Source organism: Nonomuraea mangrovi (assembly GCF_042681425.1).
Classification (GTDB): Bacteria; Actinomycetota; Actinomycetes; order Streptosporangiales; family Streptosporangiaceae; genus Nonomuraea; species Nonomuraea mangrovi.
Map to the genome: position 1 here is coordinate 63,660 of NZ_JBHUFV010000022.1, position 24,367 is coordinate 88,026.

24 protein-coding genes and 1 pseudogene are annotated in these 24,367 nt (G+C 69.7%); 7 read left to right on the forward strand and 18 right to left on the reverse strand.

Translation table 11 applies throughout. The features are described 5' to 3' along the window. Positions 1 to 25: 25 nt before the first annotated feature. From ACFSKW_RS14535 to ACFSKW_RS14555, 5 genes are all read right to left on the reverse strand, one after another. On the reverse strand, positions 26 to 313 hold the full coding sequence (locus ACFSKW_RS14535) for a hypothetical protein (protein WP_379572750.1): 288 nt from the start codon (positions 311 to 313) through the stop codon (positions 26 to 28). Beyond that, positions 310 to 504 (reverse strand): hypothetical protein, encoded by a 195-nt coding sequence (locus tag ACFSKW_RS14540; RefSeq protein ID WP_379572751.1) that lies wholly within the window; start codon positions 502 to 504, stop codon positions 310 to 312. The genes ACFSKW_RS14535 and ACFSKW_RS14540 overlap by 4 nt, the downstream gene beginning before the upstream one ends. Positions 505 to 549: 45 nt before the next feature. Next, the gene (locus ACFSKW_RS14545; RefSeq protein ID WP_379572752.1) at positions 550 to 1,146 is read right to left on the reverse strand and encodes a PadR family transcriptional regulator; all 597 of its coding nucleotides are present in this window, start codon (positions 1,144 to 1,146) and stop codon (positions 550 to 552) included. 109 nt (positions 1,147 to 1,255) lie between these two features. Beyond that, the gene (locus ACFSKW_RS14550) at positions 1,256 to 2,029 is read right to left on the reverse strand and encodes an MBL fold metallo-hydrolase (RefSeq protein WP_379572753.1); all 774 of its coding nucleotides are present in this window, start codon (positions 2,027 to 2,029) and stop codon (positions 1,256 to 1,258) included. Positions 2,030 to 2,033: 4 nt separating this feature from the next. After that, complete coding sequence (locus ACFSKW_RS14555; RefSeq protein ID WP_379572754.1) at positions 2,034 to 3,116, reverse strand: SDR family NAD(P)-dependent oxidoreductase; 1,083 nt, start codon at positions 3,114 to 3,116, stop codon at positions 2,034 to 2,036. 331 nt (positions 3,117 to 3,447) lie between these two features. Between ACFSKW_RS14555 and ACFSKW_RS14560 the strand changes: the two genes are divergently transcribed. The 3 genes from ACFSKW_RS14560 to ACFSKW_RS14570 all read left to right on the forward strand — a co-directional run bounded on the left by ACFSKW_RS14560 (position 3,448) and on the right by ACFSKW_RS14570 (position 5,621). After that, the gene (locus tag ACFSKW_RS14560; RefSeq protein WP_379572755.1) at positions 3,448 to 4,389 is read left to right on the forward strand and encodes a DUF3800 domain-containing protein; all 942 of its coding nucleotides are present in this window, start codon (positions 3,448 to 3,450) and stop codon (positions 4,387 to 4,389) included. A 78-nt stretch (positions 4,390 to 4,467) separates the two neighbouring features. Next, positions 4,468 to 4,878: a TIGR03668 family PPOX class F420-dependent oxidoreductase gene (locus tag ACFSKW_RS14565; RefSeq protein WP_379572756.1), complete on the forward strand. Its 411-nt coding sequence runs from the start codon at positions 4,468 to 4,470 to the stop codon at positions 4,876 to 4,878. 119 nt (positions 4,879 to 4,997) lie between these two features. Beyond that, the gene (locus ACFSKW_RS14570) at positions 4,998 to 5,621 is read left to right on the forward strand and encodes a DUF5753 domain-containing protein (RefSeq protein ID WP_379572757.1); all 624 of its coding nucleotides are present in this window, start codon (positions 4,998 to 5,000) and stop codon (positions 5,619 to 5,621) included. 62 nt (positions 5,622 to 5,683) lie between these two features. Here ACFSKW_RS14570 and fusA read toward each other — a convergent pair. Then, positions 5,684 to 7,772 (reverse strand): annotated as a pseudogene (gene fusA, locus ACFSKW_RS14575) (elongation factor G). Between the two features lie 381 nt (positions 7,773 to 8,153). On the opposite strand from fusA, the gene ACFSKW_RS14580 reads away from it, so the two are divergent. After that, positions 8,154 to 8,543, forward strand: a complete 390-nt coding sequence (locus ACFSKW_RS14580) for a hypothetical protein (protein ID WP_379572758.1) — start codon at positions 8,154 to 8,156, stop codon at positions 8,541 to 8,543. Between the two features lie 206 nt (positions 8,544 to 8,749). Here the strand turns inward: ACFSKW_RS14580 and ACFSKW_RS14585 are convergent, their stop codons facing one another. From ACFSKW_RS14585 to ACFSKW_RS14600, 4 genes are all read right to left on the reverse strand, one after another. Next, entirely contained in the window at positions 8,750 to 9,460 is a 711-nt protein-coding gene (locus tag ACFSKW_RS14585; protein ID WP_379572759.1) for an iron-sulfur cluster assembly protein, read from the reverse strand. Continuing rightward, positions 9,457 to 10,497 (reverse strand): amidohydrolase family protein, encoded by a 1,041-nt coding sequence (locus ACFSKW_RS14590; protein WP_379572760.1) that lies wholly within the window; start codon positions 10,495 to 10,497, stop codon positions 9,457 to 9,459. Before ACFSKW_RS14590 ends, ACFSKW_RS14585 begins: the two co-directional genes overlap by 4 nt. A gap of 1 nt (position 10,498) precedes the next feature. Then, positions 10,499 to 11,533 (reverse strand): NAD(P)-dependent alcohol dehydrogenase, encoded by a 1,035-nt coding sequence (locus ACFSKW_RS14595; protein ID WP_379572761.1) that lies wholly within the window; start codon positions 11,531 to 11,533, stop codon positions 10,499 to 10,501. A gap of 214 nt (positions 11,534 to 11,747) precedes the next feature. Further along, complete coding sequence (locus ACFSKW_RS14600) at positions 11,748 to 12,329, reverse strand: hypothetical protein (protein ID WP_379572762.1); 582 nt, start codon at positions 12,327 to 12,329, stop codon at positions 11,748 to 11,750. Between the two features lie 254 nt (positions 12,330 to 12,583). On the opposite strand from ACFSKW_RS14600, the gene ACFSKW_RS14605 reads away from it, so the two are divergent. Then, positions 12,584 to 13,351: a sulfite exporter TauE/SafE family protein gene (locus ACFSKW_RS14605; RefSeq protein WP_417629457.1), complete on the forward strand. Its 768-nt coding sequence runs from the start codon at positions 12,584 to 12,586 to the stop codon at positions 13,349 to 13,351. Positions 13,352 to 13,366: 15 nt separating this feature from the next. Here ACFSKW_RS14605 and ACFSKW_RS14610 read toward each other — a convergent pair whose 3' ends face one another. After that, the gene (locus ACFSKW_RS14610) at positions 13,367 to 14,299 is read right to left on the reverse strand and encodes an aminoglycoside phosphotransferase family protein (RefSeq protein ID WP_379572763.1); all 933 of its coding nucleotides are present in this window, start codon (positions 14,297 to 14,299) and stop codon (positions 13,367 to 13,369) included. A gap of 173 nt (positions 14,300 to 14,472) precedes the next feature. Here ACFSKW_RS14610 and ACFSKW_RS14615 point away from each other — a divergent pair, with 173 nt between their 5' ends. After that, entirely contained in the window at positions 14,473 to 16,920 is a 2,448-nt protein-coding gene (locus ACFSKW_RS14615; RefSeq protein WP_379572764.1) for a translocation/assembly module TamB domain-containing protein, read from the forward strand. A gap of 29 nt (positions 16,921 to 16,949) precedes the next feature. On the opposite strand, the gene ACFSKW_RS14620 is transcribed toward ACFSKW_RS14615, so the two are convergent. The 5 genes from ACFSKW_RS14620 to ACFSKW_RS14640 form a co-directional block, all read right to left on the reverse strand. After that, on the reverse strand, positions 16,950 to 17,684 hold the full coding sequence (locus ACFSKW_RS14620; RefSeq protein ID WP_379572765.1) for a dienelactone hydrolase family protein: 735 nt from the start codon (positions 17,682 to 17,684) through the stop codon (positions 16,950 to 16,952). A 308-nt stretch (positions 17,685 to 17,992) separates the two neighbouring features. After that, positions 17,993 to 18,595, reverse strand: coding sequence for a GTP-binding protein (locus ACFSKW_RS14625; protein WP_379572766.1), 603 nt, complete (start codon positions 18,593 to 18,595; stop codon positions 17,993 to 17,995). Continuing rightward, complete coding sequence (locus ACFSKW_RS14630; protein WP_379572767.1) at positions 18,576 to 18,977, reverse strand: DUF742 domain-containing protein; 402 nt, start codon at positions 18,975 to 18,977, stop codon at positions 18,576 to 18,578. Before ACFSKW_RS14630 ends, ACFSKW_RS14625 begins: the two co-directional genes overlap by 20 nt. Next, a complete protein-coding gene (locus tag ACFSKW_RS14635; RefSeq protein WP_379573036.1) occupies positions 18,974 to 19,405 on the reverse strand; it encodes a roadblock/LC7 domain-containing protein in 432 nt (143 codons plus the stop codon). The genes ACFSKW_RS14630 and ACFSKW_RS14635 overlap by 4 nt, the downstream gene beginning before the upstream one ends. Beyond that, positions 19,405 to 21,735, reverse strand: coding sequence for a sensor histidine kinase (locus tag ACFSKW_RS14640; RefSeq protein WP_379572768.1), 2,331 nt, complete (start codon positions 21,733 to 21,735; stop codon positions 19,405 to 19,407). The genes ACFSKW_RS14635 and ACFSKW_RS14640 overlap by 1 nt, the downstream gene beginning before the upstream one ends. Positions 21,736 to 22,727: 992 nt before the next feature. Here ACFSKW_RS14640 and ACFSKW_RS14645 point away from each other — a divergent pair. Then, positions 22,728 to 23,156, forward strand: a complete 429-nt coding sequence (locus tag ACFSKW_RS14645) for a DUF6086 family protein (protein WP_379572769.1) — start codon at positions 22,728 to 22,730, stop codon at positions 23,154 to 23,156. A gap of 63 nt (positions 23,157 to 23,219) precedes the next feature. Here ACFSKW_RS14645 and ACFSKW_RS14650 read toward each other — a convergent pair whose 3' ends face one another. Then, positions 23,220 to 23,729: an Imm21 family immunity protein gene (locus ACFSKW_RS14650; protein WP_379572770.1), complete on the reverse strand. Its 510-nt coding sequence runs from the start codon at positions 23,727 to 23,729 to the stop codon at positions 23,220 to 23,222. 282 nt (positions 23,730 to 24,011) lie between these two features. Further along, positions 24,012 to 24,236: a hypothetical protein gene (locus ACFSKW_RS14655; RefSeq protein ID WP_379572771.1), complete on the reverse strand. Its 225-nt coding sequence runs from the start codon at positions 24,234 to 24,236 to the stop codon at positions 24,012 to 24,014. Positions 24,237 to 24,367: the final 131 nt, after the last annotated feature.

Consider the following 24,367-nt stretch of genomic DNA (forward strand, 5'->3'; position numbering starts at 1 on the left):
CGGGCCGCCCCCCCCCCCACGACTGTCAGGAGAGTTTCGCCGTCATCTGGCGGAAGCCCTCCCTGGTGGCCTCGTCGAAGCCGATGAAGAACCTGTTGGCCAGGGGCACGGCCCAGCGCAACCACTCGGCGACGTTGTAGACGCGATGGACGACCAGCGAACCCCTGGGGTGGGGCTCCACGGACCACTCGCCTCTGTACCACCAGCCGCCCTGGTGGTGGAGCTCGCCGCCGAGCGCCTTCCTGAGCTCGCGTTCGACGTGCGCGACCGGCGCCTCGACCACGCCCGACACCTCGGTGATGAGCTTCTTCACGGCTTGGTCACCCTCGTGTTCTGGAAGAACGCGAAACGCCGGCCGCCGCCGGTCTCCACGGCGACGAACGTGACGACCGAGGCGCGGCCGTTGGAGCCGCCCTGGACGATCGCCTGCCGCACGCCGGGGCCCAGCTCCTTGACCTGCGGCTCCCCACCCCCCATGTCGATCTTGATGGGGAGCTTGAACACCTCCCTGTGGGTCGCCTCGATGGCCTGCCTCGACGGCCTCCTCTGTCAGTCGAGCACCTGCTCGAGGAGCGCGCTTCTGACCGAGCCAGGCCAGTCGAGCCGCCCCTCGTCGATCCTGCCGATCAGCCCCCGCACCCAGGCGAGCTCCGCCTCCTGGAGCGCCTGCGCGCACTCCAGCTCCAGCGCGAGCACCTCGGGCAGCCCGCCGTCGGCCAGCGCCTGCCGATGGCTCACGAGCCCGGCGATGCCCCCTTCGAGACTGGCCGCGCGGGTGCGCAGCGCCATCTTGGCCTGGGCCGACGACAGACAGCCGATCAGCGAGATCGCGGCCGTGAAGGCCCGCCGATCCGCCTCCGGCTGCTCGAGCAGCCTGCGCAGCCGTACCGACAGCTCCGCACGGCCCTCCTCGGTGATCTCGTAGACCGTGCGTTCCGGCCTGCGGCCCTCCCGCGTGGTCTCGACCGGCACGATCAGCTCCTCCTTCGCCAGCCGTTCGACCGCGTGGTAGAGGCTGCGGGGCAGCCCCGTCACGTAGTCCTTGTGCGTGTCGACGATGAAGCGGTGGAGCTCGTAGGGGTGACTTGCGCGCACCGAGAGCATGGCCAGCACGGTCAGTCCGACCAGATCGTGGCGTCGCGCCATGATGCCTCCTCCTATATTGCAGAATGCACTATAGCCGACCGCATAGATATGGCCTCCAGGTAGTAGTCGACTCACCCGATCCCGCGGGCCGGCGGCGCCGGCTCGCGGCTCACCCTGCGTCGAGCTGCAGGAACGCCCGCTCGATCGCCTGCGGATAGGGGATCTGCGAGATCAGGTCGCGCAGCCCCTCCACGTGCGCGCGACGGGCCAGGTCAGCGGTGACGGCCAGGTCGTTCATCTGGGCGGTGACGAACGCGCGGTCCACCACCGCGCCGTGCCCCGGCACGATCACCGGCTCCCCCAGCGCGGCCAGCATCGCCGACAGCGTGCCCGGCCAGTCGAGCGGGTACCCGTCGTCGAACGCCGGGGGCGCCCCCTCCTCCACCAGGTCCCCCGCGAAGATCACACCAGCGTCGGGCACGTGCACGATGATGTCGTTGTCGGTGTGCCCCCTGCCGAAGTAGCGCAGATGCACCGGCCTGCCGCCGATGTCCAGCGTCGCCCGTTCGGTGAACGTGTGGTCGGGCACCACGATCTCGACGTCCGCCGCCTCGGGCTCCCTGGAGGCCGCCACCCTGTCCCTGGTCCCCTCGCCGTCCCTCTTGATCTCCTCGGCGGCCCGCGCATGCGCCCAGAACTCGGCGGGGACGAACAACGCGTTGCCGAAGTAGTGGTCGAAGTGGGCATGGCTGTTGACGACGACCCAGGGGTCCGGGGTGATCTTCCTGATGGCGTCGACGAGGTCGGCGGCCTTCGGATGGGACTCCCGCGTGTCAAGGACCAGGCACTGACCGTCACCGACGACGAGCCCCACGTTCAGGTCATAGGACTCGTGCCGGCGGACGAACACCCGATCGCCGATCTCCTGCCACTGCTCGTTCATGCCCTCATTTTTGCGGATGCGGGTCCTCGCCGGTACGGACGGAGACCGTTCCGGAGAGATCGGACACCGCCAGCAGGCGAAGGAACAGGTCGCACCTGCCCTCGCTCCCCCACTCGATGGTGAGCACCCGCCGTACCAGGCTCCCCGCCTTCCGCGCCCTGTCGCGCATCAGCCCGTTGGCGAGGGCCACGTGCGAGCCGCAGGCCCTGCCGTACCTGCCGGCCGCCGAACCGAACGTCACCACCAGCCGCGGCCGCTCCACCACGGCGAGCAGCGCCTCCAGCCCGCCCACCTTGGGCGCGACGTGCAGCGCGATCTCCCCGTCCTTCAGCTCCGAGAACCGGGCGGGCCGGTTCACCCCGCCCGCGTGCACGATCGCCGTCACCTGCCCGAGCCGCTCCTCCAGCGCCCGTACGGCATGCGCCACCGCCAGGGAGTCACCGAGGTCGGCCGGCTCGTAGGCGTAGTCCGTCGTGAGAGCGCCTAGATCGGCGGCCAGGGCCGGATCGTCGTCGGGCTCGGAACGGCCGAAGAGCGCGAGCCTGGCTCCCGTCGCCTCACCGAGCGCCTTCGCGCACGCGTGCCCGAACCCCTTGCCGCCACCGCTGACCAGCACCACATCATCGGGTCCGAGCGGAATCTCCCCCTCGGGCAGCTCCAGCGGCACGCTCTCCCTGCGCCACACACCGCCCCGCTCGTCGACGGACAGCTCGTGGTAGCCGGGCCCGGGTCCGACGGGCGTCACGACGTCGCCGGTGGTCATCACCAGACCGACCGCCAGCTCCGGATGCTCCAGCCACAGCGAACGGAGGAACCCCGCGTAGGCGTCGCTCCGCGCGGCGACGATCAACGGGCTCCCTTCGGCCACGGCACCGCGGGCGGCGGCGAGCAGCTCACCAGGAGACGGCTCGACGAGCGCCCCGCTCTCCTCGACCGGCTCGTCGTAGGGCACGGGCCGCTCGCCGAAGCAGCGCACCACCCCCGATGCCGGGTCTTCCTCGCCGGATCCGGGCGGCCCTGTGCGCTGCGCCGCGTCGGGGCGACGACAGCCATGATCCCGCTGAACTGCACGAATGATCGAACGCATCCGATTCCACCGCTTCACTCGGCCGCAGAACGGGTCGGAATTTATTCAGCCCGCTCCTATGGGTCAACGGAGACACACGGCGCTTCCTCGACCTTTGCCACCACCAGCCGACTGCCTTGGCTGTCACCCCCACTTGGGGGCTGTGTTCCCCGCGGCCGGGGTCCTCCGTGGAGCGGGCTCGCGGAACCGCCAGCTGGCCGACGCGCCCGCCATCGGCGCCCTCAGGGTGCGCGCCTGGCGTGCCGCCGCCGCCCCCTTCACCCGCGCCGGCCTCCTCCGCCGCCTGGTAATCCACTTGAGTGATTCGTGGCACTTTGCGAGATTGGCGTCCATGGAATCGGTGCTGGAGATCGCCTGCGACGAGTCCGGCTCGGAAGGAGAGAAGCTCGTCGGCGGGAACACCAAGGTCTTCGCCCACGCCGGCGTACGGCTGGACGTCGCCTCGGCGGCGGCCTGCATCCAGGAGGTACGCGACAGAGCGCCTTCTCCCACGCTGGAGTACAAGTCGGACGTCATCCGGCGCACAAAGCATCGGGAAGCCCTGAAGTGGATGCTCGGCCCGTCGGGGCCGCTCCTCGGCCACACGCACGTGTACCTCATCGACAAGGCGTTCTTCGTCGTCAGCAGGGTCGTCGACCTGATCGCGCCGGAGGAGGACGCCGACGGCCACATGGCGGCCGACCTCTACCGCGACGGCCCTGACAGCCTCGGGCCCGAGCGATGGAACCTCTTCCTGGAGTCCTTCAACGACCTGCTGCGCACCAAGAACGGACGCGGGCCTGGAGTCCGCGTCGACGAGGTGTTCCGCATGGTCGGCGGCCTGGGCGCCCGGGGGCGGATCGGCGACATCATGGGGCTGATCTCGCGCGCCAGGCCTCGTATGGAGGCCTTCAGAGCGGAGCTGCTCGACGACCCTCAGCCGATGCCGGTGCTGGACCCGCTGATCCCGGCCATCATCCGGGCCGTCGCCTACTGGGGCGAAGGCGAACGGCCCGTCTCGATCGTCCACGATCGGCAAACCTTGCTGACGGAGGATCGGATCGCCCGGCTTCATACGGCACGCGGCGGCTGGCTGGCCGGCCTGCGGCTCGTCGACTCGCGGACGGATCCCAGGGTCCAGGTCGCCGACCTCCTGGCCGGGGCCGCGCGCCAGATCGGCGAGAACGCGCTCAACGACAGGGGCGACGCGGAACTCACCGCGCTGCTGCGACCGTATGTGGACGCCTTCTCGATCTGGCCGGCCGCGAGCAGCCTCTCTGCCGGCGGCTCCTGATACGCCGCGGAGCCGGTAGTACGCCGCGGAGCCGGCCGGCGGCAGCGCGGGACGGCCGCGGCGCGGTTGAATGCCGTCATGAACGAGCTCGCCGCCAGGGAGAGATTCGCGGCAGCGCGGACCGCCACGCTCGCCACGGCCGACGCCCGTGGAACACCGCATCTCGTGCCCATCGTGTTCGCCGTGCGGGACGACCTGATCGCGTTCGCCGTCGACCACAAGCCGAAGACGACTCCGGACCTTCGCAGGCTGAGGAACATCGCCGCCAACGACCGGGTCTGCCTGCTCGTGGACCATTACGACGAGGACTGGTCACGGCTGTGGTGGGCGCGGGCGGACGGGAGGGCGGTGATCGCCGAGGATCCGTCCGAGCGGGCGACGTGGATCGCACGCCTGGCCGAGCGCTACGAGCCGTACCGCTCCCGCCCACCCGAGGGCCCGGTGGTCGTCATCACGGTGGACAGGTGGAGCGGCTGGTCCTACCAGTAGAGCCGTGGGCCGCACTCAGCGGAGCACCGGAACGGGCGCATGTCGCATGCGATGAGGACAATTCTGGAGAGATCCGAATCAGCGCCCAGGTAGGGCGGCCTGGGTGGTAGAACGCTGGGGTGGAGGATCGTCGGGATCGCCTGCGGGCGTTGGATGAGCCGGGCGGTATGGCCGGCAGGGAGGCGGCGAACGCGGCCCGGCTCCGTTCGGCGCACCGGATCCAGGTGTTCCAGTCGGTGATGATCCCCTCGCTGCTCCAGACCGCCGACTACGCGCGCACGGCACTCGCTCTCGCGGCGGAGACCGGACAGGACGACGTCGCGGAGGCCGCGGCCGTCCGCATGGAGGCGCAGAGCCTGCTGTTCGAGTTCGGACGGCAGTTCTCGTTCGTCCTCACCGAGGGGGCCGTACGGACCTGGCTGGGATCGGCCGCCCTGATGCGGGCGCAGCTCGAACGGCTCGCGCGGGCCTCCACGCTGTCGAACGTCAGCCTCGGGATCGTGCCGGGGACCGTGACGGCGCCCGGCCTCCCGCCGCACGGGTTCACCGTCCTCGACGGGGTGGTGAGCGTCGTCGAGACCTTGACCGGTGATCTCACCCCGGCCGAGCCGGCGGCGACAGGGGAGCACGCGGACGCCTTCGACGTGTTCGCCGCGGTCGCCGTCTACGGCGACACCCTGCGAGAGCTCCTGCGGCAGATCAGCGCCGACTACGAGGAGCTGGAGACCCGTTTCGGCGATTGAGCCGACCGGAGGGGCGAGGCCTGGGACGGCCCCGCCCCTGATGGCGGGGCCGTCGCCGGGTCCTACCTGGACAGCTTCTCCGTGGACGCCGCGCTCGGCACCGGAGCGTAACCCGCGGGCCGGGTGGTGAACGTCCCCCTGCCCTGGGTACGGCTCCGCAGCCTGGTCGCGTAGCCGAACACCTCGGCCAGCGGCACGGTCGCGGTGATCACCACCGTGCCCGCCCTGGCGGTCGTGCCCGAGACGCGGCCGCGCCGTGCCGCCAGGTCACCCAACACCCCGCCGGCGGCGTCGTCCGGCACGGTCACCGTGACCTCGACCACCGGCTCCAGCAGCACCATGCGGCAGGCGCGCAGAGCCTCCCGCAGCGCGAGCCGGCCTGCCGTACGGAAGGCCAGTTCCGACGAGTCCTTGGGATGGGTGGCGCCGTCGGTCAGCGTGACCCGCAGGCCGGTCACCGGGTGACCGCCGAGGGGACCGGCGGCCAGGGCGTCCCGGCAGCCGGCTTCCACCGCACGGACGTACTCCCGCGGGACCCGCCCGCCGACGACGGTCGAACGGAACACGAAGCCCGTGGCGTCGTCACCGGCGGGGTCCGGCGGATCCACGTCCAGGACGACGTGGGCGAACTGCCCGGCGCCCCCGTCCTGCTTGACGTGCCGGTACAGCAGGCCGGACACACCGCGGGCGACCGTCTCCCTGTGCGCCACCTGCGGACGGCCGACGCCGACATCCAGGCCATGGGAGCGACGGATCTTCTCCACCGCCACCTCCAGGTGCAGCTCGCCCATCCCCGACAGCACCGTCTGCCCTGTTTCGGCGTCGGTCCGTACGGCCAGCGAAGGGTCCTCCTCGACCAGCCGCGCCAAACGCCGCGGCCAACCGGCCGGTACCGGCGCTCGTGCGGGCCTCGACCGCCACGGAGACCACCGGATCGGCGGCGGACGGCGGCTCGAGGACCAGCGGCGCGGCGGGCGCGCACAGCGTGGCCCCTGTACGGGCCGCCTTCAGCCCGACCACGGCGACGATGTCCCCGGCCACGGCCTGGTCCACCTCGGTGTGCCGGTCGGCCTGGACGCGCAGGATCCGGCCGACGCGTTCGGTGCGTCCAGCGCCCGCGTCCATCACCGTGTCTCCCTTCCGCATCGTGCCCGAGTACACCCGCACGTAGGACAGCCGCCCTGTGGCGGTCGCGCTCACCTTGAACACCAGCGCGGCCAGCGGCGTCGCCGGATCGGCGGCACGCTCCTGCGCCTCGCCGTCCCAGGTGCCCGGTACCGGTGGAACGTCCACCGGCGAGGGCAGGTAGGACACGACGGCGTCCAGCAGCGGCTCGATCCCCCTGTTGCGGTAGGCCGATCCGCACAGCACCACCACGCCCTCACCGGTCCTGGTCAGGTCGCGCAGCGCTGTGGCGAGAGTGCCTGCGGAGATCTCCTGCTCCGCGCAGAACTCCTCCAACGCGATCGGGTGCAGTTCGGCGACCGCCTCCTCCAGCGAGCGGCGTCGCCGTCGCGCCTCCTCGTACAGGTCGTCGGGCACCGGGCCCTCCGTGACCGTGTCCTGGCCGTCGGCCCAGACCAGCGACCGCATGCGCAGCAGATCCACCACTCCGACGAACCCGTCCTCCCGGCCGATCGGCAGCTGGACCACCAGCGGAACGCTGTGCAACCGCTCGCGGATCGAGCCGACAGCCGCGTCGAGGTCGGCGCCGGCTCGGTCCAGCTTGTTGACGAAGGCGATGCGCGGCACGCCGTACCGGTCGGCCCGCCTCCACACCGACTCGCTCTGCGGTTCGACTCCCGCGACGCCGTCGAAGACCGCGACCGCGCCGTCGAGCACCCGTAACGCGCGCTCCACCTCGTCCGAGAAGTCGACGTGGCCAGGGGTGTCGATCAGGTTGATCCGGTGACCGTCCCAGGAACAGCTCACCGCCGCGGCGAAGATGGTGATCCCACGATCGCGCTCCTGGGAGTCGAAGTCGGTGACGGTCGTCCCGTCATGCACCTCGCCACGCTTGTAGGTGGCGCCGGTGATGTACAGGATCCGTTCGGTGACGGTGGTCTTGCCGGCGTCGACATGGGCGAGGATGCCCAGGTTGCGGACGCCGTCCGGCTGGTCGACGAGATGACGGTGCAGGTTGGCACGCATGGCCTCTGGCCCTTCGAGAGGATCCGAACAGGACAGCGCGATTCCCCGACGAGACGGCCTGGAGTCAGGCCATGGCGAAACCCTGGTGCGGCGCGACCGCGAAGGGGCGGCCCGGTCGATCAGTCGAGTGCCGGGCCGGCAGGGATCAGGTGTTCGTCAGGGGGACATCCGGCGTCGGCCGCGCAGCCGATGCCGGGCCGGCGAAGACACCAGGATCACCTCGTGTCGTGACGGGGGAACCACCGCAGCGGTGCTGTAGCGCACGGCCGGCTCCTCTCCCTCGTCAGTGCGCGCTGCGGTGTCGTGGCAGCGCGCCGTTCGTGGCGAGTGTAGTGAGAGCGGTGCGAGCGGGGAATCGGTTTTCCGCGGGCACGGCGGGGGATGGTGGCGCGGGGGCAGGGCCGGGCCGACGGCACCTGGTGGCGGCGGTGGCGTCCGGAGGATGACGTCCGGGTCGCCGAGGTGGCGCGGCTCGACGGGGTGCTCAGCGTGCGGGCCTCGGCTTCCCTGCTCCGCCGCTGGGCCGTCAGCGTCGCCACGATGGGTGACGATGTGTACGAGGGGATGTCCTACACCGAACTGGACGGCCCGAAGTGGGAACTCTGCCGGAGTGACGGCGAGGTGCAGACCTTCCGCGACTACCACCAGCGGGTGTCCGTCGCCAAGGTCTCCCGCAGGGAGGTGCTGGGGGAACACGCGCCCGGCGAACCCGCGGAACTCCGGCCGCTGATCTGGAGCAGGAACGGCGCCGTCCGAGACCGTCGGCGATAGCGACGGGCGGGCTCAGGTGTCGCGTGAGCGGAACACGCTGAACGTCAACCCGTCCACCGCCGTCTTGTCGCCATAGCGTTTGGTCAAGCCGGTTATTTCGATCATTTTCCGGCCCCTTCGGGGATGGGAGACGACGACGCCCGCGCTGTTCCTCCAGTCAAGATCTTCTCGGCGGGGCTGTCCACACGCGTTCCCATTCCGACGGGTCAGGTCGGTTCGCCTGCCGGAGGTGACGGGTCCCGCTCCGCCGCTTCGGGGTACCGCGTATGGAGCAGTCCTCGGCAGAAGTCGGCGTTGCCCTCGATGCTGACCCGTACGGCACGGGCGAACCGCAGCCGCGGCGCGGCCTCCTCGGCGGGGATCGGCTCGCCGTGCTCGTCGAGAAGCAGCGGCGACTGCGGCGAGCAGTCCAGCCCGAGCTCGGCCCTGCGGTGAAGCAGCCGGGCCAGCTCCGGGGACTCAGGGACCTCGCCCAGCCGCAGCCGCCCGGGCCGCAGGCCCTCGGCGGTCAACCGGGCGCACATCCGGTCGAGGCTCGCCAGGTAGGCCTTGCGCCGGAACGTCAGGCGCAGCTCGTCAGGTTCTCCGCAGGCCTCGCCGGGGAAGGACCCGGTGAACCCCGCGCCCTCCGCGACGGCCGCGTTGATCTCGTGGGCCGCGAAGTGGTCCTCCAACCGCACGTCCACCGCGACCACGCCGGGTACCGCTCGTACCGCGTCGCGGGCGTCGGCGACCATCAGGTAGGCGAAGTTCGGGGCGCAGAAGTACGTCGGCAGGCGGAGCCGTACCGAAACGCGCCCCTCGTGGACCTCGGCCTCGCTGACGAACCCGAGCTCGGTGATCGGCTCGTCCAGCTCCGGATCCCGCACGGTCGCCAGCGCGGCCCAGACGCCGCCGCCGGGAGGCGGGACGCTCACGCCGGCACCTTCGGCCCTGACGCGACGGGCTCGCCGCTACCCGCGTGGGCTTCCACGACGTCCAGCTCGGGCGGTACCGGGATGTCGTAGAGCCGGGCGGCGTTGAGGCCCAGGATCTTCTTCTTCACCTCAGGGGTGAGCTCGCCGTACTCCCCGCGCATGTCTTCGGGGATCTGGAAGTCCACGAAACGCTCGATGAGCCACTTGGGCGTCCAGATCGCGTAGTCGCTGGCGAAGGTGATCCGGTTCTCGTCGAGCCAGTACAGCAGCTCGCCGATCACCTGCGCGAAGTAGCGCGGCCTGGTGTGAATGAACGGCATCACGACGGCGAGCCCGCCGTAGACGTTGGGCTCCTGCGTGGCGATCCAGCAGAAATCCTCCAGTCTGGGCAGCCCGCAGTGCTCGACGACGAACGTGAGCTCGGGGAACTCGCTCGCGACCTCGTCCACGTCGGCCACGTCGAACGCGTCCCGGTTGAGCGGGTAGATCGTCGGCCCCTTGTGGACGTGAATGTTGCGGATCCCGAGTTCCTGGCTCTTCTCCAGGTACCGGTAGGACCACGGGTCGGTCAGTTTCCAGCCCTTCGAAGCGCCCTTCCATTCGGCGGTGTAGAGCTTGACCCCTTTGAGGTTCCAGCGCTTCGCCAGCGCCTCGAGCCTTTGAAGTCCCGCCTCGCCGTCGCGCGGATCCCACGACCCGTTCACGATGAACTTGTCCGGGTGCTTCTCCGCGAGCACCCCGTCCTGCTCGGTGGTGTTGAATCCGTTCACGAAGAAGTCGTTGAGGTAGGTCGGCTGGAAGATGGCCTTGTCCACGTAGCCGACCTCGAAGACGTCGTGCAGGATCCGTTCCTCGCTCTGCTGCCAGAATTCCTCCAGCGACCACACCTCCGGCGCCGGAGAGAGATTGCGGTGGTAGTCGTAGAAGCAGTTGATGAAGCCCTCGCCGTAGCGGTTCGCCTGATTCGCCGGCCTGGCGTCCCAGAAATGGATGTGCCCGTCGACGACGAAGTACTTCTGGCCATCCTTTTCGTACATCTCAGCTCCTCGTGGGTACGAGAATTCCCCGGCCCTGCAGGCGCCCGCCGTCCAGGTCGTCCATGGCCTCGTCAACGGCTTCGAGGGGATATTTCCTGGTGTGCAGATGCACCTTCCCCTGCGCGGTCAGGGCCATCAGCTCGTCCAGATCGTTGTACGAACCGACGAGATTGCCGATCACGTTGATCTCGTTGGAGATGATGTCGATGGTGGGGATCTCGACACGTCCCCCGTAGCCGATCACGAAGTACGAGCCCGCGCGGCGCAGCATCGCCACACCCTCGGCTTCGGTACCTCCCTCGCCGACGAAGTCGAGCACCACGTGCGCGCCGCGCCCGCCGGTGAGGTCGGCGACCGCGCCGACCTGGCCGCCGTCGACCGGCACGGTGTGCGTGGCGCCCCACCCTTTCGCCAGCTCGAGTGCCGCCGGTGACCGGTCGACGACGATGATCTCGGCCGCCGTCATGGCGGCCAGGCACTGCACGCCGATGTGGCCCAGCCCGCCGGCGCCGATCACCACGACCTGCGTGCCCGGGTGGAGCAGCGGCAGCGCCTTGCGCACCGCGTGATAGGCGGTCAGTCCCGCGTCGGCCAGCGCGGCGACGTCCGCGGGCTCCAGCGAGGGATCCAGCTTGACCACCGAACGGGCGTTGGTGAGAAGGAACTCGGCCATGCCGCCATCGGTGTCGATGCCGGGGAACCTCGCGTTGGCGCAGTGCACGTCGTCACCCGCCCGGCACGCCCGGCACAGCCCGCAGGTGACGAGCGGATGCAGGATGACCGCGTCGCCGGGCCGCACGCCCATCACGGCCGAGCCGACGTCCCGCACCCAGCCGGCGTTCTCGTGCCCGATCGTGTACGGCAGGGCCACGCCGGACTTCTCCGCCCACTGGCCTTCGACGATGTGCAGGTCCGTACGGCACAGTCCGGCCCCGCCGATCTCGACCAGCACGTCCAGCGGCCCGCTGACCTTGGGGTCAGGGACGTCCTCGACCATCGGGCGCTTGTTGTACTCGTGAACCCGTACGGCTCTCATCGCCACTCCCCGACCGACGAAAGGCTGTAGCTCGATCGTTGGAGGATCACCGGTCGCGGTCAATGGCCCAGATTTCACGAAGCCGGAATTTTGCCCGATATTTCACAAGGAGGGGCTCACGGACCGCTTCGAGGAGGTTCGGCTCGGGGACGTCATCAGCGGATCCGACGACGGCGCGAACCGCACGGTGGAATCCCGTCGGGCGGTCCTCCGGTCACCGCGTCAGGGGTTGCGCCTGCGTGCCGAGCAGCCGCCGCAGCGGCAGGAGCGCCACCAGGTAGCCCGCGGCGGCGAGCGGGAGCAGGTCCAGCGTCACCACCGGCAGCAGGCTGCTCACCAGCACCAACCCCACGCTCCACCAGGGCAGCAGGCCTCGGTACGCCAGCATCCCGGTGAGCACCACCACACCGACGTACAGCAACTGCGGCCCCACCTGGTAGAAGGCGAGATCCACGCCGGGCAGCGCGCGGAACTGGCCGCTGAGCTCGCGCATCCCCGCCTTGTCGGCCGCGAGCAGCCCCCAGGCGATGTCCGCCACGAACTGCACGATCGACGTGCCGGCCCCGACCAGCGTGATGGCCACGACGGCCTCCCTGCCCACGCTGCGGGTGAGGAGTCGGCGGATGCCCAGCACCAGGAACACGAACAGCACCAGTCCGGCCAGGTTCGCCACGTGGGCGGCCTGCCAGTCCAGGCCAGGTCCGTACACGCCGTCCATCCGGCCGACCAGTCTGATGACCCCGTACGCGAGCATGAGAAGCGGTGCGGCCACTGCCGCTGATCTGGCGATCTGCATGGGTCGATGCTGTCGCCACCGGTCCGCCCCGGCATCAGGGTTTCCCCTGCCGCCCCCCTGAGGGGCCCCGGTCGGGCGACGAGCCGTGTGTTCGCCCAGGGCCCTCCGCCAGTGCGGCGATCCTCGGGCTGAGGGGGAAGACGGCGGCGTGGAGCCGGGACACTTCGGTGAGCGCCGAAGTGATTCCCGCCTAGCGTCGGCTGGATGAGAGTCCCGCCGGGCACAGCCGCCGACTCCGCGAAGGAAGAGACAGCGTGACGCCATGGGAAATGCTCGCCGTCTTCGCGGCAGGCGTCAGCGCGGGCGCCATCAACACCGTCGTCGGTTCCGGATCACTGATCACCTTTCCCGTTCTGCTCGCCACCGGCATGCCGCCCGTCACCGCCGCGGTCTCCAACACGCTCGGTGTGATCCCGGGCTCCATCAGCGGGGCCGTCGGCTATCGCAAGGAGCTCACCGGCCAGAGCCGGCGCATCCTGAAGATGAGCATCGGTGCCCTGCTCGGCGGGCTCGCGGGCGCCACGCTCCTGCTCGCGCTGCCCCCTACGGCGTTCGAGAAGATCGTCCCGGCCCTGGTGGGGCTGGCCCTCGTCCTGGTCGTCCTCCAACCCCAGATCACCAGGCGCGTACGGCGACGCCGCGAACGCGCCGGCGGCCCCGCCCGCCCCGACAGCGGGCCGCTGCTCTTCACCGGCCTGACGCTCGCCGGCGTCTACGGCGGCTACTTCCCCGCCGCCCAGGGAATCATCTACATGTCCCTGATGGGCGCGCTCCTCGACGAGACCCTGCAACGCCTCAACGCCGTCAAGAACGTCCTTGTCGCCATCGTCAACGGCGTCGCCGCGCTCTTCTTCCTGTTCTCCGCGAGGTTCGACTGGACGGCCGTCGCCCTCATCGCGGCCGGTTCCGCGCTCGGCGGGCAGATCGGGGCCAAGGTGGGCCGCCGCCTCAGCCCCGCCGTACTGCGCATGCTCATCGTGGCGGTGGGCACCGCCGCCATCGTCCACCTACTACATCACTGACCCACGACCTATGGTCTACGGGCGGTCCGTCAGCAGCTCCGTCAGGTGGTCCGCGATCTCGATGAACCTGTCCAGCCGTGATCCGCTGCGGGCGATACGGAACCCGTGGCGGCGGCCCCCGAACGCGGCCTGGAGGGCGTGGAGCTGGGCCCAGCGCCGGGCGCGTTCACGATCGAGCTCCGCGGCCTCGGCGAAGACGTCCAGCGTACGGAGGAGAGCCTTCCGCAGGTCGTCCGCTTCGAGGAGCGTCAGCACCCGCGACTTGAGCAGCGTGCCGCCGTCGTAGGCGGGGTCTCCCGCGTACCCCTTGGGGTCGACGGCCAGCCACGGCTCCCGGCCGGCGCGCAGGATGTTTCCGGCGTGCAGGTCGCCGTGGACGAGGATGTCCGGCTGGACGCGGCCCAGTTCACGGACCGTCGCCACGGCGGCGTCCACCACGTAAGGCGACAGAGTGTGTGTCAGCTCCTCGGCATCCCTACGCAGCTGCTCCTCCCAGGCACCGGCCCGTTCCCGCAACCGGGGAAGGCCAGGCGGCGCGGGGATGGCGAGCCGGCGACCGATCCGCCCCGCGACACTCGCGACCTCATCGCCATCGTCGACCTCCGCCAGCGTCGACATCTGGGCTCGTTCGAGCAGCATGGCGAAACGCCCGTCGTCCCGCTCGTGCAGCAGAACGGCTCCGCACCCACCCCACGCCGCGAACGCGTGCGGCTCGTGGACGTTTCCGGGGTGTGGAAACGACACCTTCAGCACGGCGATCCCCTCGGACCGTCGTCGCACCGGGACGACGACCCCGACACCTCCGTGCACGACCTCGCCGTCCTGCACGCACTCCCAGCGCGCCATCAACTCGTCCACGATGCCGGGCAGTACGGCGAGCCACGCCCCTCCGGGCTCTCCTTCACGCTCGACGGTGCTCCGCGCGAACGCCTCCGGCAGCTCGATCATTCCGGCACCCTAGACGCCGGCCCGGCGCCGCCACCAGGTCCGAGCCGGCCGCGGTACTGGGGGCTGCCGGTCCGTCGTGGGTCGGCGGGGGGCGGAAAGATCACTCCCGGCCTCGGCCCGATGTATCTTCGGGGACTCACCGGTAACCGTCACGGCTCGCTGTGGAGATGCGGATGACCCGACCGTCGGACCTGTCACCCCCGGACGACTGGAGCCCTTCGGAGCAACGGCTGTGGGCCGCGTTCCGCGAGGGCGCCCAGCTCGACCTGGAGGGGCCGAGCCCCGTCACCGGCTCGCCCGGCAGCGAGTACTGGGGGCCGGAACGGATCATTCGCGCCGAGGTCATCAGCCATCTGCTCATGCACGGCCCCGAGCAGTCCCCCGGCAAGCCCGCCAGGCTCATGCTCAAGGGGGCGCGGGTGTCCGGCTGGCTCGACGTCGGGTGCGCCGAGCTGGCGTCGTTCTCCTTCGACGAGTGCGTCTTCGACCGGGCCCCCTTCCTGAACGACGCGACCGCGCGGTTCATCGGCTTCACCAGCTGCCTGCTGCCGGGGCTGGACGCGCAGCGGGTCAGATGCTCGGGTCCCGCGTGGCTGAGCGGCAACCGCTTCCTCGGCCCCGTCCACGTCCAGGACGGCGAGATAGGCGGCGACCTTCTCCTCACGGGCTCGACGATCGACGGGGGGCAGGCCGAGCGGGCCGTCGGGCTCGACGGGACGCATGTCGCGGGCGACCTTGACATGTGCGCCGTCCAGGTCACCGGCGTGTTCAGCATGGAGACCGTACGGATCGACGGCGACCTGCGGCTGAACAACGCCAAGCTGGCCGCACCAGGCCAGTGGGCGCTCTACGCGCCCAAGCTCGCCGTCGGGGCCTCCGTCGTCGGGCACACAGGCGTGCAGGTGACGGGCGGCGTGTTCCTGGAAGGCTCCGTGTTCGAGGGCAACGTGATGCTGAACCGCCTGGAGGTGTCGCGGCCCTTAGACATCGCCCTCGCCCTCGACCACTGCCGTGTCGCGCTCGCCTTCCAGTGCGAGGACGCCCGCTTCCGCGGCACGGTCCGGCTCCATCACATGGTGGTCGGCTGCCAGATCAGCCTGCAGCGCGCCAAGGTCGGCGACGTCAAGAAGGACGAGGACGCCGTCCGCGCCGACCACCTCGAAGTCGAGGGATCGGCGCTCTTCGCCGACCTCGACCTGGCCGCCCCCCTCTACCTGCACGGCGCCAGGATCGACTGCAATCTCTCCGTCGCGGGCGCCAAACTGTCCTCCGCCGGTACGGCGGCCGCGCTGAACGCCGACAGAGCGCGCATCGGCAACCATCTGGTGGCCAGGAACTGCGCCTCCGACGGCGCGGTCGTCCTGACCGCCATCCAGGTCGACGGCAACACCAACTTCATCGACGCCACCATCGCCAACGGCTCGGGCACCGCCCTCGACCTGCGCCGCGCCGTCCTCAAAGGATCTCTGGAAGCCACCGGCTCCTTCACCGCCACCGGATCGGTCAAACTCACCAACGCCGCGGTCGGGGTCGACCTGAGGCTGACGGACGCCACGCTGAAGAATCCGCGTGGCAGAGCCCTGGCCGCCTCGGGACTGCACGTCACCGGCGACCTCATAGCCGACCGGTGCACCGTGGAAGGCCTGGTCGACCTCGCGGGATGCCTGCTCGACGGAGACCTGCGTCTGGTCGATGCCACCCTGACGGGCCTCAGCGCCGACGAGTCGTCCCGCGGCTCGGCGGTCGACGCCAAGGGGGAATGGCGCGGCCTGGCCGTACGGTGCACAGGAGCACGGATCGTCGGCGACGTCGACCTGCGCGGCGCCCAGCTGAAGCGGGAGCTGGTGCTGGACAGCGCGGCCGTCGGTCGCACCGTCCGGCTCGAAGGCACCCATCTCGCCGCCGAAGGGCCGTCCGCGCTGCGGGCCGACGGGCTCACCGCCGAGACGCTCGTGCTCAAACCCGCCGCCCGGCCCGTCCACGCCATCTCGCTGGCGTCGGCGAACGTCCAGGAACTGGCCGACGGTGCCACCTCATGGCCCGTGGCCGCGGGCATCAACATCTCCGGTTTCCACTACGAACGCCTCGACTCCGACCTTCCCGTGGCCGAGCGGCTGCTGTGGCTCGAACGCGCCACCCCCACCTACGCGGCCGGGCCGTACGAGAAGCTCGCCGCCTGTCTCGACCTGGCAGGCCAGGACGGCGACGCCCGCGCGGTGCGCCTGGCCTCGATCCGGCGGTCGCACCAGTCGAAGAACCTGATGATCCGGCTGTGGGGCGGCCTGCAGGACGCGGTGATCGGGTACGGCTACGCGCCGGGCCGGGCGCTCGCGATCTTCGGGCTGGTGCTGGTGGGAGCGAGCCTCTGGTTCTCCCTGGGGACGCCCGGATGTCCCCCCGCAGGCCCTGGGCTGTGCCCCGTCAAAGCCGACGAACATCCCACCTGGGATCCGTGGCTGTACTCCCTCGACCTGCTGATACCACTGGTCGACCTCGGCCACGAGAAGGCGTGGGACCCGCTCGGGGTGTCGAAACTGGTCACGATGGTGCTCGTCATGAGCGGCTGGGTGCTGACCACCACGGTGATCGCCGCCGCCGGACGGACGCTCCGCCGCGCCTGACCCCGCCGGTGTCCCGCGCGCCCTGTTCGCTACTCGTGGTCGGCGACGTGCTCGTCGAAGAAGGCGAAGGTACGCCGCCACGCCTCGTCCGCCGCCGGACGGACGAGGCCGTGGCGCAGCGGGAACAGCGCGAGTTTCGCGACGGGGTGATGCCCGTCCGTCATGAACGAATGCCCGGCGGCCGGATAGATCTCCACGTCGTGCTCGATGCCGAGCGCTCGCATGTGCTCCTGCAGCCGCGCGCCGTGCGAGCGGAAGCCTTGGTCGCGGCCGCCGTAGGAGCCCACGACCGGACACACCGACCGCAACTCCTCCTGGTCCCGGGGAACCACGCCATAGTTCACCGACGCCGCCCGCACGCCGGGCGGCGCGCTCGCCGCGTACGCCAGGGCGAACCCGCCGCCCATGCAGAATCCGATCACACCGAGCCGGGCGCCGTCGACGTCCTCGCGGCCTGCCAGCCACCGCCGGGTGGCGTCGATGTCGGCGGTCGGCCGGCCCGGCTTACCGGTCGCGAGTTGGTGCATGGCCCGCGCCAGGCACCCGACCCTGGTGCCGTGGCTGTACAGATCGGGTAAGACCGCCGCGTATCCATGCTCGGCGCACCGGTCCACGACATCCAGCATGTCCGGTTCGACGCCGTAGATCTCGTGCACGACCACCATTCCCGGCCATCCGGTCGCGGGTGCGGCCCCCTCCGGCAGGGCGACCGTCGCCGCCAGCGAACCGCCGTCCGGCAGCGGAACGCGCACGTGTTGTCTCATCAGCACCCCTCGGCCGACCGGCAAGCGAAACGTAGCCTAAGCCCTCATCCTCCGCCCAGCGGGTGGCTGGCGGAGCATACCGGGCACGGTCGCCGCGGAGCCCTGACCCTGCCCGCGAATGGCCCGTGAGATCATCTACACTCCGCCGCACCGGACGACGGCGAAGGAACCATGATGCCCCTCGACGATCACGTGAAGGTCGTCTTCCGTTTGGAGCAGGACGAGGACGACTGGCCACCGGCGGGCTCAGAGTCGCTGTGGGGCGAGGTCGGCGACGATTATCGACCGCGGGCACCCAAGACTGAGGTTCACTGAACCACGGGTTGCGGTGCCGTACGGGACTGGGCGGCCATCAGGTGGTCGATGAGCGCCAGCAGTACGTCTCGGCCCGCCGTACGGTCGCGGGCGTCGCAGAGCACCAGTGGCACCTGCGGATCGAGATCGAGTGCCCTGCGGATCTCCTCCTGGGTCCGGTCCTTGACGCCGTGGAAGCAGTTGACGCCGACGACGAAGGGGATGCCGCGGCTCTCGAAGAAGTCGATCGACGCGAAGCTCACGTCCAGCCGGCGGGTGTCGACCAGGACGACCGCGCCCATCGCCCCGTTGACCAGGTCGTTCCACATGAACCAGAAGCGTTCCTGGCCTGGGGTGCCGAACAGGTAGAGCACGAGTTCGCCGCTGATCGTGATGCGGCCGAAGTCCAGCGCGACGGTCGTGGTGGACTTGCCGCTCACCCCTTCCAGATCGTCGACGCCGACGCTGGCATGGGTCAGGTACTCCTCCGTTCGGAGGGGGGCGACTTCGCTCACCGCGCCGACGAGGGTCGTCTTCCCGACGCCGAAACCTCCGGCGATAAGGATCTTCACTGCCAGGGGAGCGGCGTTCCCGTGGTCAGAGCTTGCGTAGTCCATCCCTCACCGCCTCAAGGATTTTCATACCGGGGAGGCCGCTTGCCTGCGCGAAGGCGAGCGGTGGCCGCGCCCGCAGCTGACGGGCCTCGATCAGATCGCCGATGAGGATCTTGGTCACTGACACCGGGAGGTTCAGCGCGGAGGCGACCTCGGCCACCGCCAGGGGCCGCCTGCACAGGGCGAGGATGGTGCGGTGCTCCGGCTGCAGTCTCCTCGGGCCGCGTCCGGCCTCCGAAGAGACCTCGGAAAACGCCGTCACCACCGTGATCAGTGTCAGGTCGTCCCGTTCAGGGGTGGTTCGCCCGCCGGTGATCGTATAGGGACGGACAAGGGGCTCGTCGGCGTCATCGTCGTCGTCGAAGCCCTCCGTCCAGTGCTTCATCCGCGTCTCCCCGTGTCTTCAGGCCGCGGGGTACGCGCGCCGGTGCCCAGCTTCTGACCGACCTGCTGGATCAGGGTGTGCATCGCGACGGTCATCAGTTCGGCGTCGACCTCCTGGGACGCGACGACGGCCAGATGGGTGCCGCGGCCCGCGGCTGTGACGAACAGCCACAGGTCGGCCATCTCGATGATGACCTGGTGAACCGGTCCGCCGCTGAAGAGCTGACCGACGCCGCGAGCCAGGCTCTGCTGGCCGGTGGCGATGGCGGCGAGGCGTTCGGCGTCCGAGCGTTCGATGGTGCGGGACCGGCTGATCACCAGGCCGTCGTCGGACAGCACGATGGCGTGCCGGGTGCCCGCGACCCGATCGACCAGGCCGTCCAGGAGCCAGTCCAGGTCGGTGTCGGTGGCGGTGGTTCGCTGCGTCATCATCGATCTTCCGTCGTAGGGGGACTGGGCTCGGGGGGACCGCTCGGCCGGGGCTGGAAGGCGTCCTCACCGGTCCGGCGCATGCGGGACTGCCGCTGGAAGGCGCCGATCGTGGCACCGGATCGGGTGGGCTGGTCGCGTACGGCCCACGTGTCCTGGCCGGTCTGTCCATCCCCGTCCGCCGGGGCCTTGAGCTCGTTGACCAGGCTGGCCTGGCGCACCCGCTGGGGCAGCGGCCGGCGGTCGGACGGCGGGGGTGCGTCGTCCCGATGCGGCGATCCGGCGCCGGGTGCCGTGACGTATGCCATCGCGCGTCCCCTGGAGCGGGTCGGCAACTGCGCGTCCTCGTGGGCCACGCGCGGGCCGGCCGTACCGCCTTCCTGTGGGTGGGGCTGCGAACCTGCGGGGTTCTGGGGAACCTCCCGGGGGACGGCCGGCTCGGGTACGGCACGGGGGCGGTCCACCACCAGCGGTTCCGGGAGCAACACGATGACACGGGTACCGCCGAACGCCGACGGCCGCAGTTCCACCCGGAGGCCCAGGCCCGCGGAGAGCCTGGCGACCACGTACAGGCCGAGACGCACGTCGTCGGCGTGGGTCATCACGTCGAGCTGCGGCGGCGACTTCATCAGGGCGTTGGCGGCGGCGTACTGCTCGGGCTCCATCCCCAGGCCGCGATCCTCGATCTCCACGGCGATGCCCCGGCTGACCGGCGAGGCCCGCACCTCGACCGGGGTCAGCGGCTTGGAGAAGGTGGTGGCGTTCTCCATGAGTTCCGCCAGGACGTGGACCAGCGGTCCCACCGCGCGTTCGGCGATCCAGGGTTCGCCCTCGACGTCGATCGTGATCCGCCGGTAGTCCTGGACCTCGCCCTGCGCGGCGCGCAGTACATCGAGCAGGTGAACCGGCTTGCGCCAGCGGCGCTGCGGCTGGCCGCCGCCGAGAATCACCAGGTTCTCCTCGTAGCGGCGCAGCCGAGCGGTGAGATGGTCCAGGTCGAACAGGCCCTCAAGCACCTCGGGGTCCTCGTGCTTGCGTTCCAGTTCGTCCAGCTTCTTCAGCTGAAGACCGATGAGGATCTGCGTACGGCGGGCGATGCGCTGGAGCATGCGCTGGAAGCCACGGTGCTGTTCGGCCTGCCGTACGGCGGTGAAGACGGCGCTACGGCTGGCCAGGTTGAGGGCCTGCCCGAGCTCGCCGAGTTCGTCAGGGGTGGGCTCGACCATGTGCACTTCCGCGTCCACGTCGACGTCCTCGCCGCGCTCCAGCCGGGCGACCACGTCGGGCAGCCGCTCCTGCAGTTCCAGGGCTTCCTCGCGCAGGTGGCGGATGCGCCGGCGAAGAACGGAGGTGAGACGCCAGCTGGTGAAGATCACCAAGCCCAGGGCGAGCAGGCCCACACTGGTGATACTGATGAAGATCACGAAAAGGCGGTTGGCGTGGCTGTAGCCGATCGTGCTGACGTTCTCGAGCCGAAGGCTGAGGAGTTGCAGCAGTTGCGCGGTGAACGTGTCCACCGAGGAGCGCCACGCGGGGCCGATCTCGCGGAGCGTCACCTGGTCGCTCTCGGCGCCGACACCAGAGGTGAGCAGCCGCCCCTCCAGGGCGGTCATGGTCTCCCACGCCTTGCTGGTCGTCAGCGTGCCGTACTGCCTCTCGTTGGCGAGGAGACCAGGGATCACCCGGGACCGCAGGAGGTGCCTCTTGGTGCCGATGGCGTCGGCGACAAGGCCGTACTCCTCCCTCGTCAGGCGCCCCGTCTCCCAGCCACGCGCCAGAACGGCGTCTTCGCGGCCGACCATGTCGACGACCCAGAACAGGTCGATGAGGGTCTCCGCCTTGCTGTTCACCTCGCCGTGATCGGTGTGGCTGAGGGCGGTGAGGACGTCGATGTCCGACTCGAGGACGCCGCTGTAGTAGTCGAACGCCTTCTGCTGGCTGGACCAGCCCGCGTCCACCGCCCGGCGCTGCTGGTCGAGGAGGCCGAGGCCACGGTCGGTCCGGGCGATGGCGTCGGTGAGTCCCTCCTGCCCGTTGGTGATCTCCAGGGCTGCCAGCGGGCGGAAGGCGCCCACGGCCTGATCGGTCACCGCGCGCTGCTTGACGAGCTTGTCGCGGGCGGTGCCGCGGGGGGCGGCCTGCACCTCCGCGGTGAGCCGTCGCTCCTGGTCAAGGCTGAAGAACAGGTCGGCCGCAGGTCTGCCGACAGTGGTGGTGGCCAGATCCATCTGGGCCTTCTCCGCCCGCCACTGACTGGACAGCTGGGACATGCCCGAAGCCAGCAGAGGGGCGAACGTCATGCCCGGCACGATCACGACAATGATCAGCACGGTACGCAGACGCAGGCGGCGAGAACCGGCCGGCCGCCTCGGCCCGCCACCGGTTGAGCCTGATAATCCGTTCCCGTCGGCCACGGTCTCTGCTCGTCGTCGCCCGACCCTGCCCCATCCAGCCACGTGCAGGACACTCTCCTCGTCGGTCGGTGCGTCCTTGACGAAAATCGCCTCAGTAGGCGATTAGTGGCCCGATAGTAGCCATACGCAAGATGAGTCGAAAGCCCCGCTTCGCCGGTTCTGACAGGATTCTTCGACCGGTTAGTGCACTGGAGGGTGGGAGTGTACGGTTTTCGGCGCTGGCGGATGAGGCACTACAGCGCTCGCCGACCCGAAGAAGGCGATGAGGAAGCGCGCGAAGCGGAACGGGCTACCGACACCTGCGCCTCCGGGAGGATCGGGGTTGGAAAGATCCGAGCTCCTGGCATCCTGGCCCGCCGCCGATCCTTCCGCGTCGCGGAGATCCGTGTTCCAGATCCTCATGGCCGGCGTCACCGGATCAGGGCATCGCCGACGTGCGGGCGGAGGCCAGCCGTACTCGGTCAGGACCGTTCCGCCGTCGGCCGCGTAGGCGGCGACGCCTGGCGTGGCGCCGATCCGATGCAGGGCTTCCTGAGGGGCCAGGTCCCGCACGAAGCCGACGCAGACCCAAGTCTGTCCGACGCTCCCTCGGCAAGCATCGCGCCTTCCACGGGCCGACAACGCCCTACGCGAGGCCAAGAGGGCGACGGCGTTGAAGGCGATGGACCTTGGACGCTTCACTCCGTGATCTACGGCACGAGCCTCACAGCGTGGATGAGACACGACAGCGACCAGTCGGCTCTGTGAATGCCTGGTAGAAGAAACGAAGAAGCAGCGTAGGAAGCAGGACGAAGGCCAACGGCACGAACGGGTGGCGGGGCCGCACTGTCAGCTGGGGCCTCGTCCAATGGCCGGAGACGTCAGGTTTGGCTGAGCGGTGTCCGGCGCCAAGGAAGCGCAGGGAATGCATGAGCCAGTATTTCCAGGTCGGCGATCAAGTCCTCTGGAACGCCTCGAGCGGAGTGGCCGGCCTGTTCATGCGATCAGCGGAGGCGCTTTCTCCCGAGACGGGATTGCCGACCGGACTCGGCCCTATGGAGAGCGACGAATGCGAGATCGACCTGGCCGCCTTCACAGCCTTCGTGAGTGCACTCATCGAGCGCTACGAGCGTTCGAATCATCCAATCCTGCACTCACTTACGGAGGGCTTCATAGCAACGGCTCTGGTGCTCCTGGAGCGCGGCGGAGCCGAACTCCCCGAGTTCGACGCCAACGACGGACGTTGGAGAGATGTGCAGGTGAGTGAGCATTCCCCATGGCCGGCGGCCGGTCAGGTACGTGATGTCGAGCGATGGGCGACCCTTTCGACACAGCACGCTCGGGCGATGCCACGCTGAGACCTCTACGACTCCTGACCACATGATCCGTGGAAGGGCACAGGCGTGGAGTACGCCCAGGGCTCAGGTTGTCGGTTGGAGTTGAACGAGGATCATCCAATTGTCCTCGTCTTTTATGTAGGTGCCTCGAACCCTGTACTCGCCTGGCTCGAGATCGATAATGGTTCGGTCGTCAGGCTGTAGCTCAGCGCCGGGAATGGCGGAGTCGAAGAGTACGACTGCCTCCCTTACCTCCCATTTCAGGTCTTCGTCGTCGTCCCAATCCGGCTCTGCCACGAGGGCTTGCCTGGCCGCCGTGACCAGTTCGGCTTCGGAGTATGCGGCGGCCCATCGCAGGAAAAGACGTTCGGTCGGCAGATAGGTCGTCATCGCGGGTTCGTCGCCGAGAACAAGCGCCTGCTGCGCACCAACGGTGACGGTGCCGATGTAGCCCTCAACCGCACAGGCACGGCCATAGTCGCCCCAGGTCTCGACAGGGCCGTCATCGTCCTCCGCGCCTGTCCAGTTGTTCAGCTCGGACTTGGGGATGACGATGAGTGGCCCTCCTGCTGTACGGACCCAGGTGTGCAGCACTGATGGCCTCTCTTTACTGTGTGACCGTTCTGGGGTGGACAGAGTACGGGCATCGGCCTCTGGCCGAATCGCGCCCATCGAAGCTCAGATGATCTCAGGGGACTGGACTGACCCCGATCGCGGGAAGACGAGCCGGGCGAGCAAGCACGTGCACGGATCAGAGTCACGCCTGCCACTTGGTCACCTCCGCGCGACGCGTGCACCTCTCAGAGATGAGCACATCGTTGGCGATCACCCCGAAGCCGGAGCGCCTCCGCCAGAGCCATGCTGACGGCAGGTCACTTACTCGGGAAGATCGAGTCCGTGTTGCTTGAGCGCCTTGCGGGCGCGGCGGAGGCACTCCTCTGGGGAATCCGCGTCGGCGCGAACCGACCAGCCGTCCCCGTGCCTCGGTTCACTGCTCGCATGGAAGGTCCAGGGACGGATGCCTTCCCGTCCGGGGTCTACTCGAAAGAGAGCGCTCACGTTGCGCTCCAGCAGCCACTCCAGCATGGCGGTCGCGTCCATCTGGGCAGGCTACTCAGGCCTTGCTGGGCGTCGGATCCCGGCGAGTTGTAAGGCCTCGGGCCGCTACCGTCCGAGACCGGCGTCCAGGCCGCGCGTCGGGGCGGCGCAGGAGCACTCGACAAGGCATCGGG

Coding starts and splice junctions, on each gene's coding strand:
- ACFSKW_RS14545 (WP_379572752.1), bottom strand. CDS start 1,146: ATGGCGCGACGCCACGATCTGGTCGGACTGACCGTGCTGGCCATGCTC.
- ACFSKW_RS14550 (WP_379572753.1), bottom strand. CDS start 2,029: ATGAACGAGCAGTGGCAGGAGATCGGCGATCGGGTGTTCGTCCGCCGG.
- ACFSKW_RS14555 (WP_379572754.1), bottom strand. CDS start 3,116: ATGCGTTCGATCATTCGTGCAGTTCAGCGGGATCATGGCTGTCGTCGC.
- ACFSKW_RS14560 (WP_379572755.1), top strand. CDS start 3,448: ATGGAATCGGTGCTGGAGATCGCCTGCGACGAGTCCGGCTCGGAAGGA.
- ACFSKW_RS14565 (WP_379572756.1), top strand. CDS start 4,468: ATGAACGAGCTCGCCGCCAGGGAGAGATTCGCGGCAGCGCGGACCGCC.
- ACFSKW_RS14580 (WP_379572758.1), top strand. CDS start 8,154: ATGGTGGCGCGGGGGCAGGGCCGGGCCGACGGCACCTGGTGGCGGCGG.
- ACFSKW_RS14590 (WP_379572760.1), bottom strand. CDS start 10,497: ATGTACGAAAAGGATGGCCAGAAGTACTTCGTCGTCGACGGGCACATC.
- ACFSKW_RS14595 (WP_379572761.1), bottom strand. CDS start 11,533: ATGAGAGCCGTACGGGTTCACGAGTACAACAAGCGCCCGATGGTCGAG.
- ACFSKW_RS14600 (WP_379572762.1), bottom strand. CDS start 12,329: ATGCAGATCGCCAGATCAGCGGCAGTGGCCGCACCGCTTCTCATGCTC.
- ACFSKW_RS14610 (WP_379572763.1), bottom strand. CDS start 14,299: ATGATCGAGCTGCCGGAGGCGTTCGCGCGGAGCACCGTCGAGCGTGAA.
- ACFSKW_RS14615 (WP_379572764.1), top strand. CDS start 14,473: ATGACCCGACCGTCGGACCTGTCACCCCCGGACGACTGGAGCCCTTCG.
- ACFSKW_RS14620 (WP_379572765.1), bottom strand. CDS start 17,684: ATGAGACAACACGTGCGCGTTCCGCTGCCGGACGGCGGTTCGCTGGCG.
- ACFSKW_RS14625 (WP_379572766.1), bottom strand. CDS start 18,595: ATGGACTACGCAAGCTCTGACCACGGGAACGCCGCTCCCCTGGCAGTG.
- ACFSKW_RS14630 (WP_379572767.1), bottom strand. CDS start 18,977: ATGAAGCACTGGACGGAGGGCTTCGACGACGACGATGACGCCGACGAG.
- ACFSKW_RS14635 (WP_379573036.1), bottom strand. CDS start 19,405: ATGACGCAGCGAACCACCGCCACCGACACCGACCTGGACTGGCTCCTG.
- ACFSKW_RS14645 (WP_379572769.1), top strand. CDS start 22,728: ATGAGCCAGTATTTCCAGGTCGGCGATCAAGTCCTCTGGAACGCCTCG.
- ACFSKW_RS14655 (WP_379572771.1), bottom strand. CDS start 24,236: ATGGACGCGACCGCCATGCTGGAGTGGCTGCTGGAGCGCAACGTGAGC.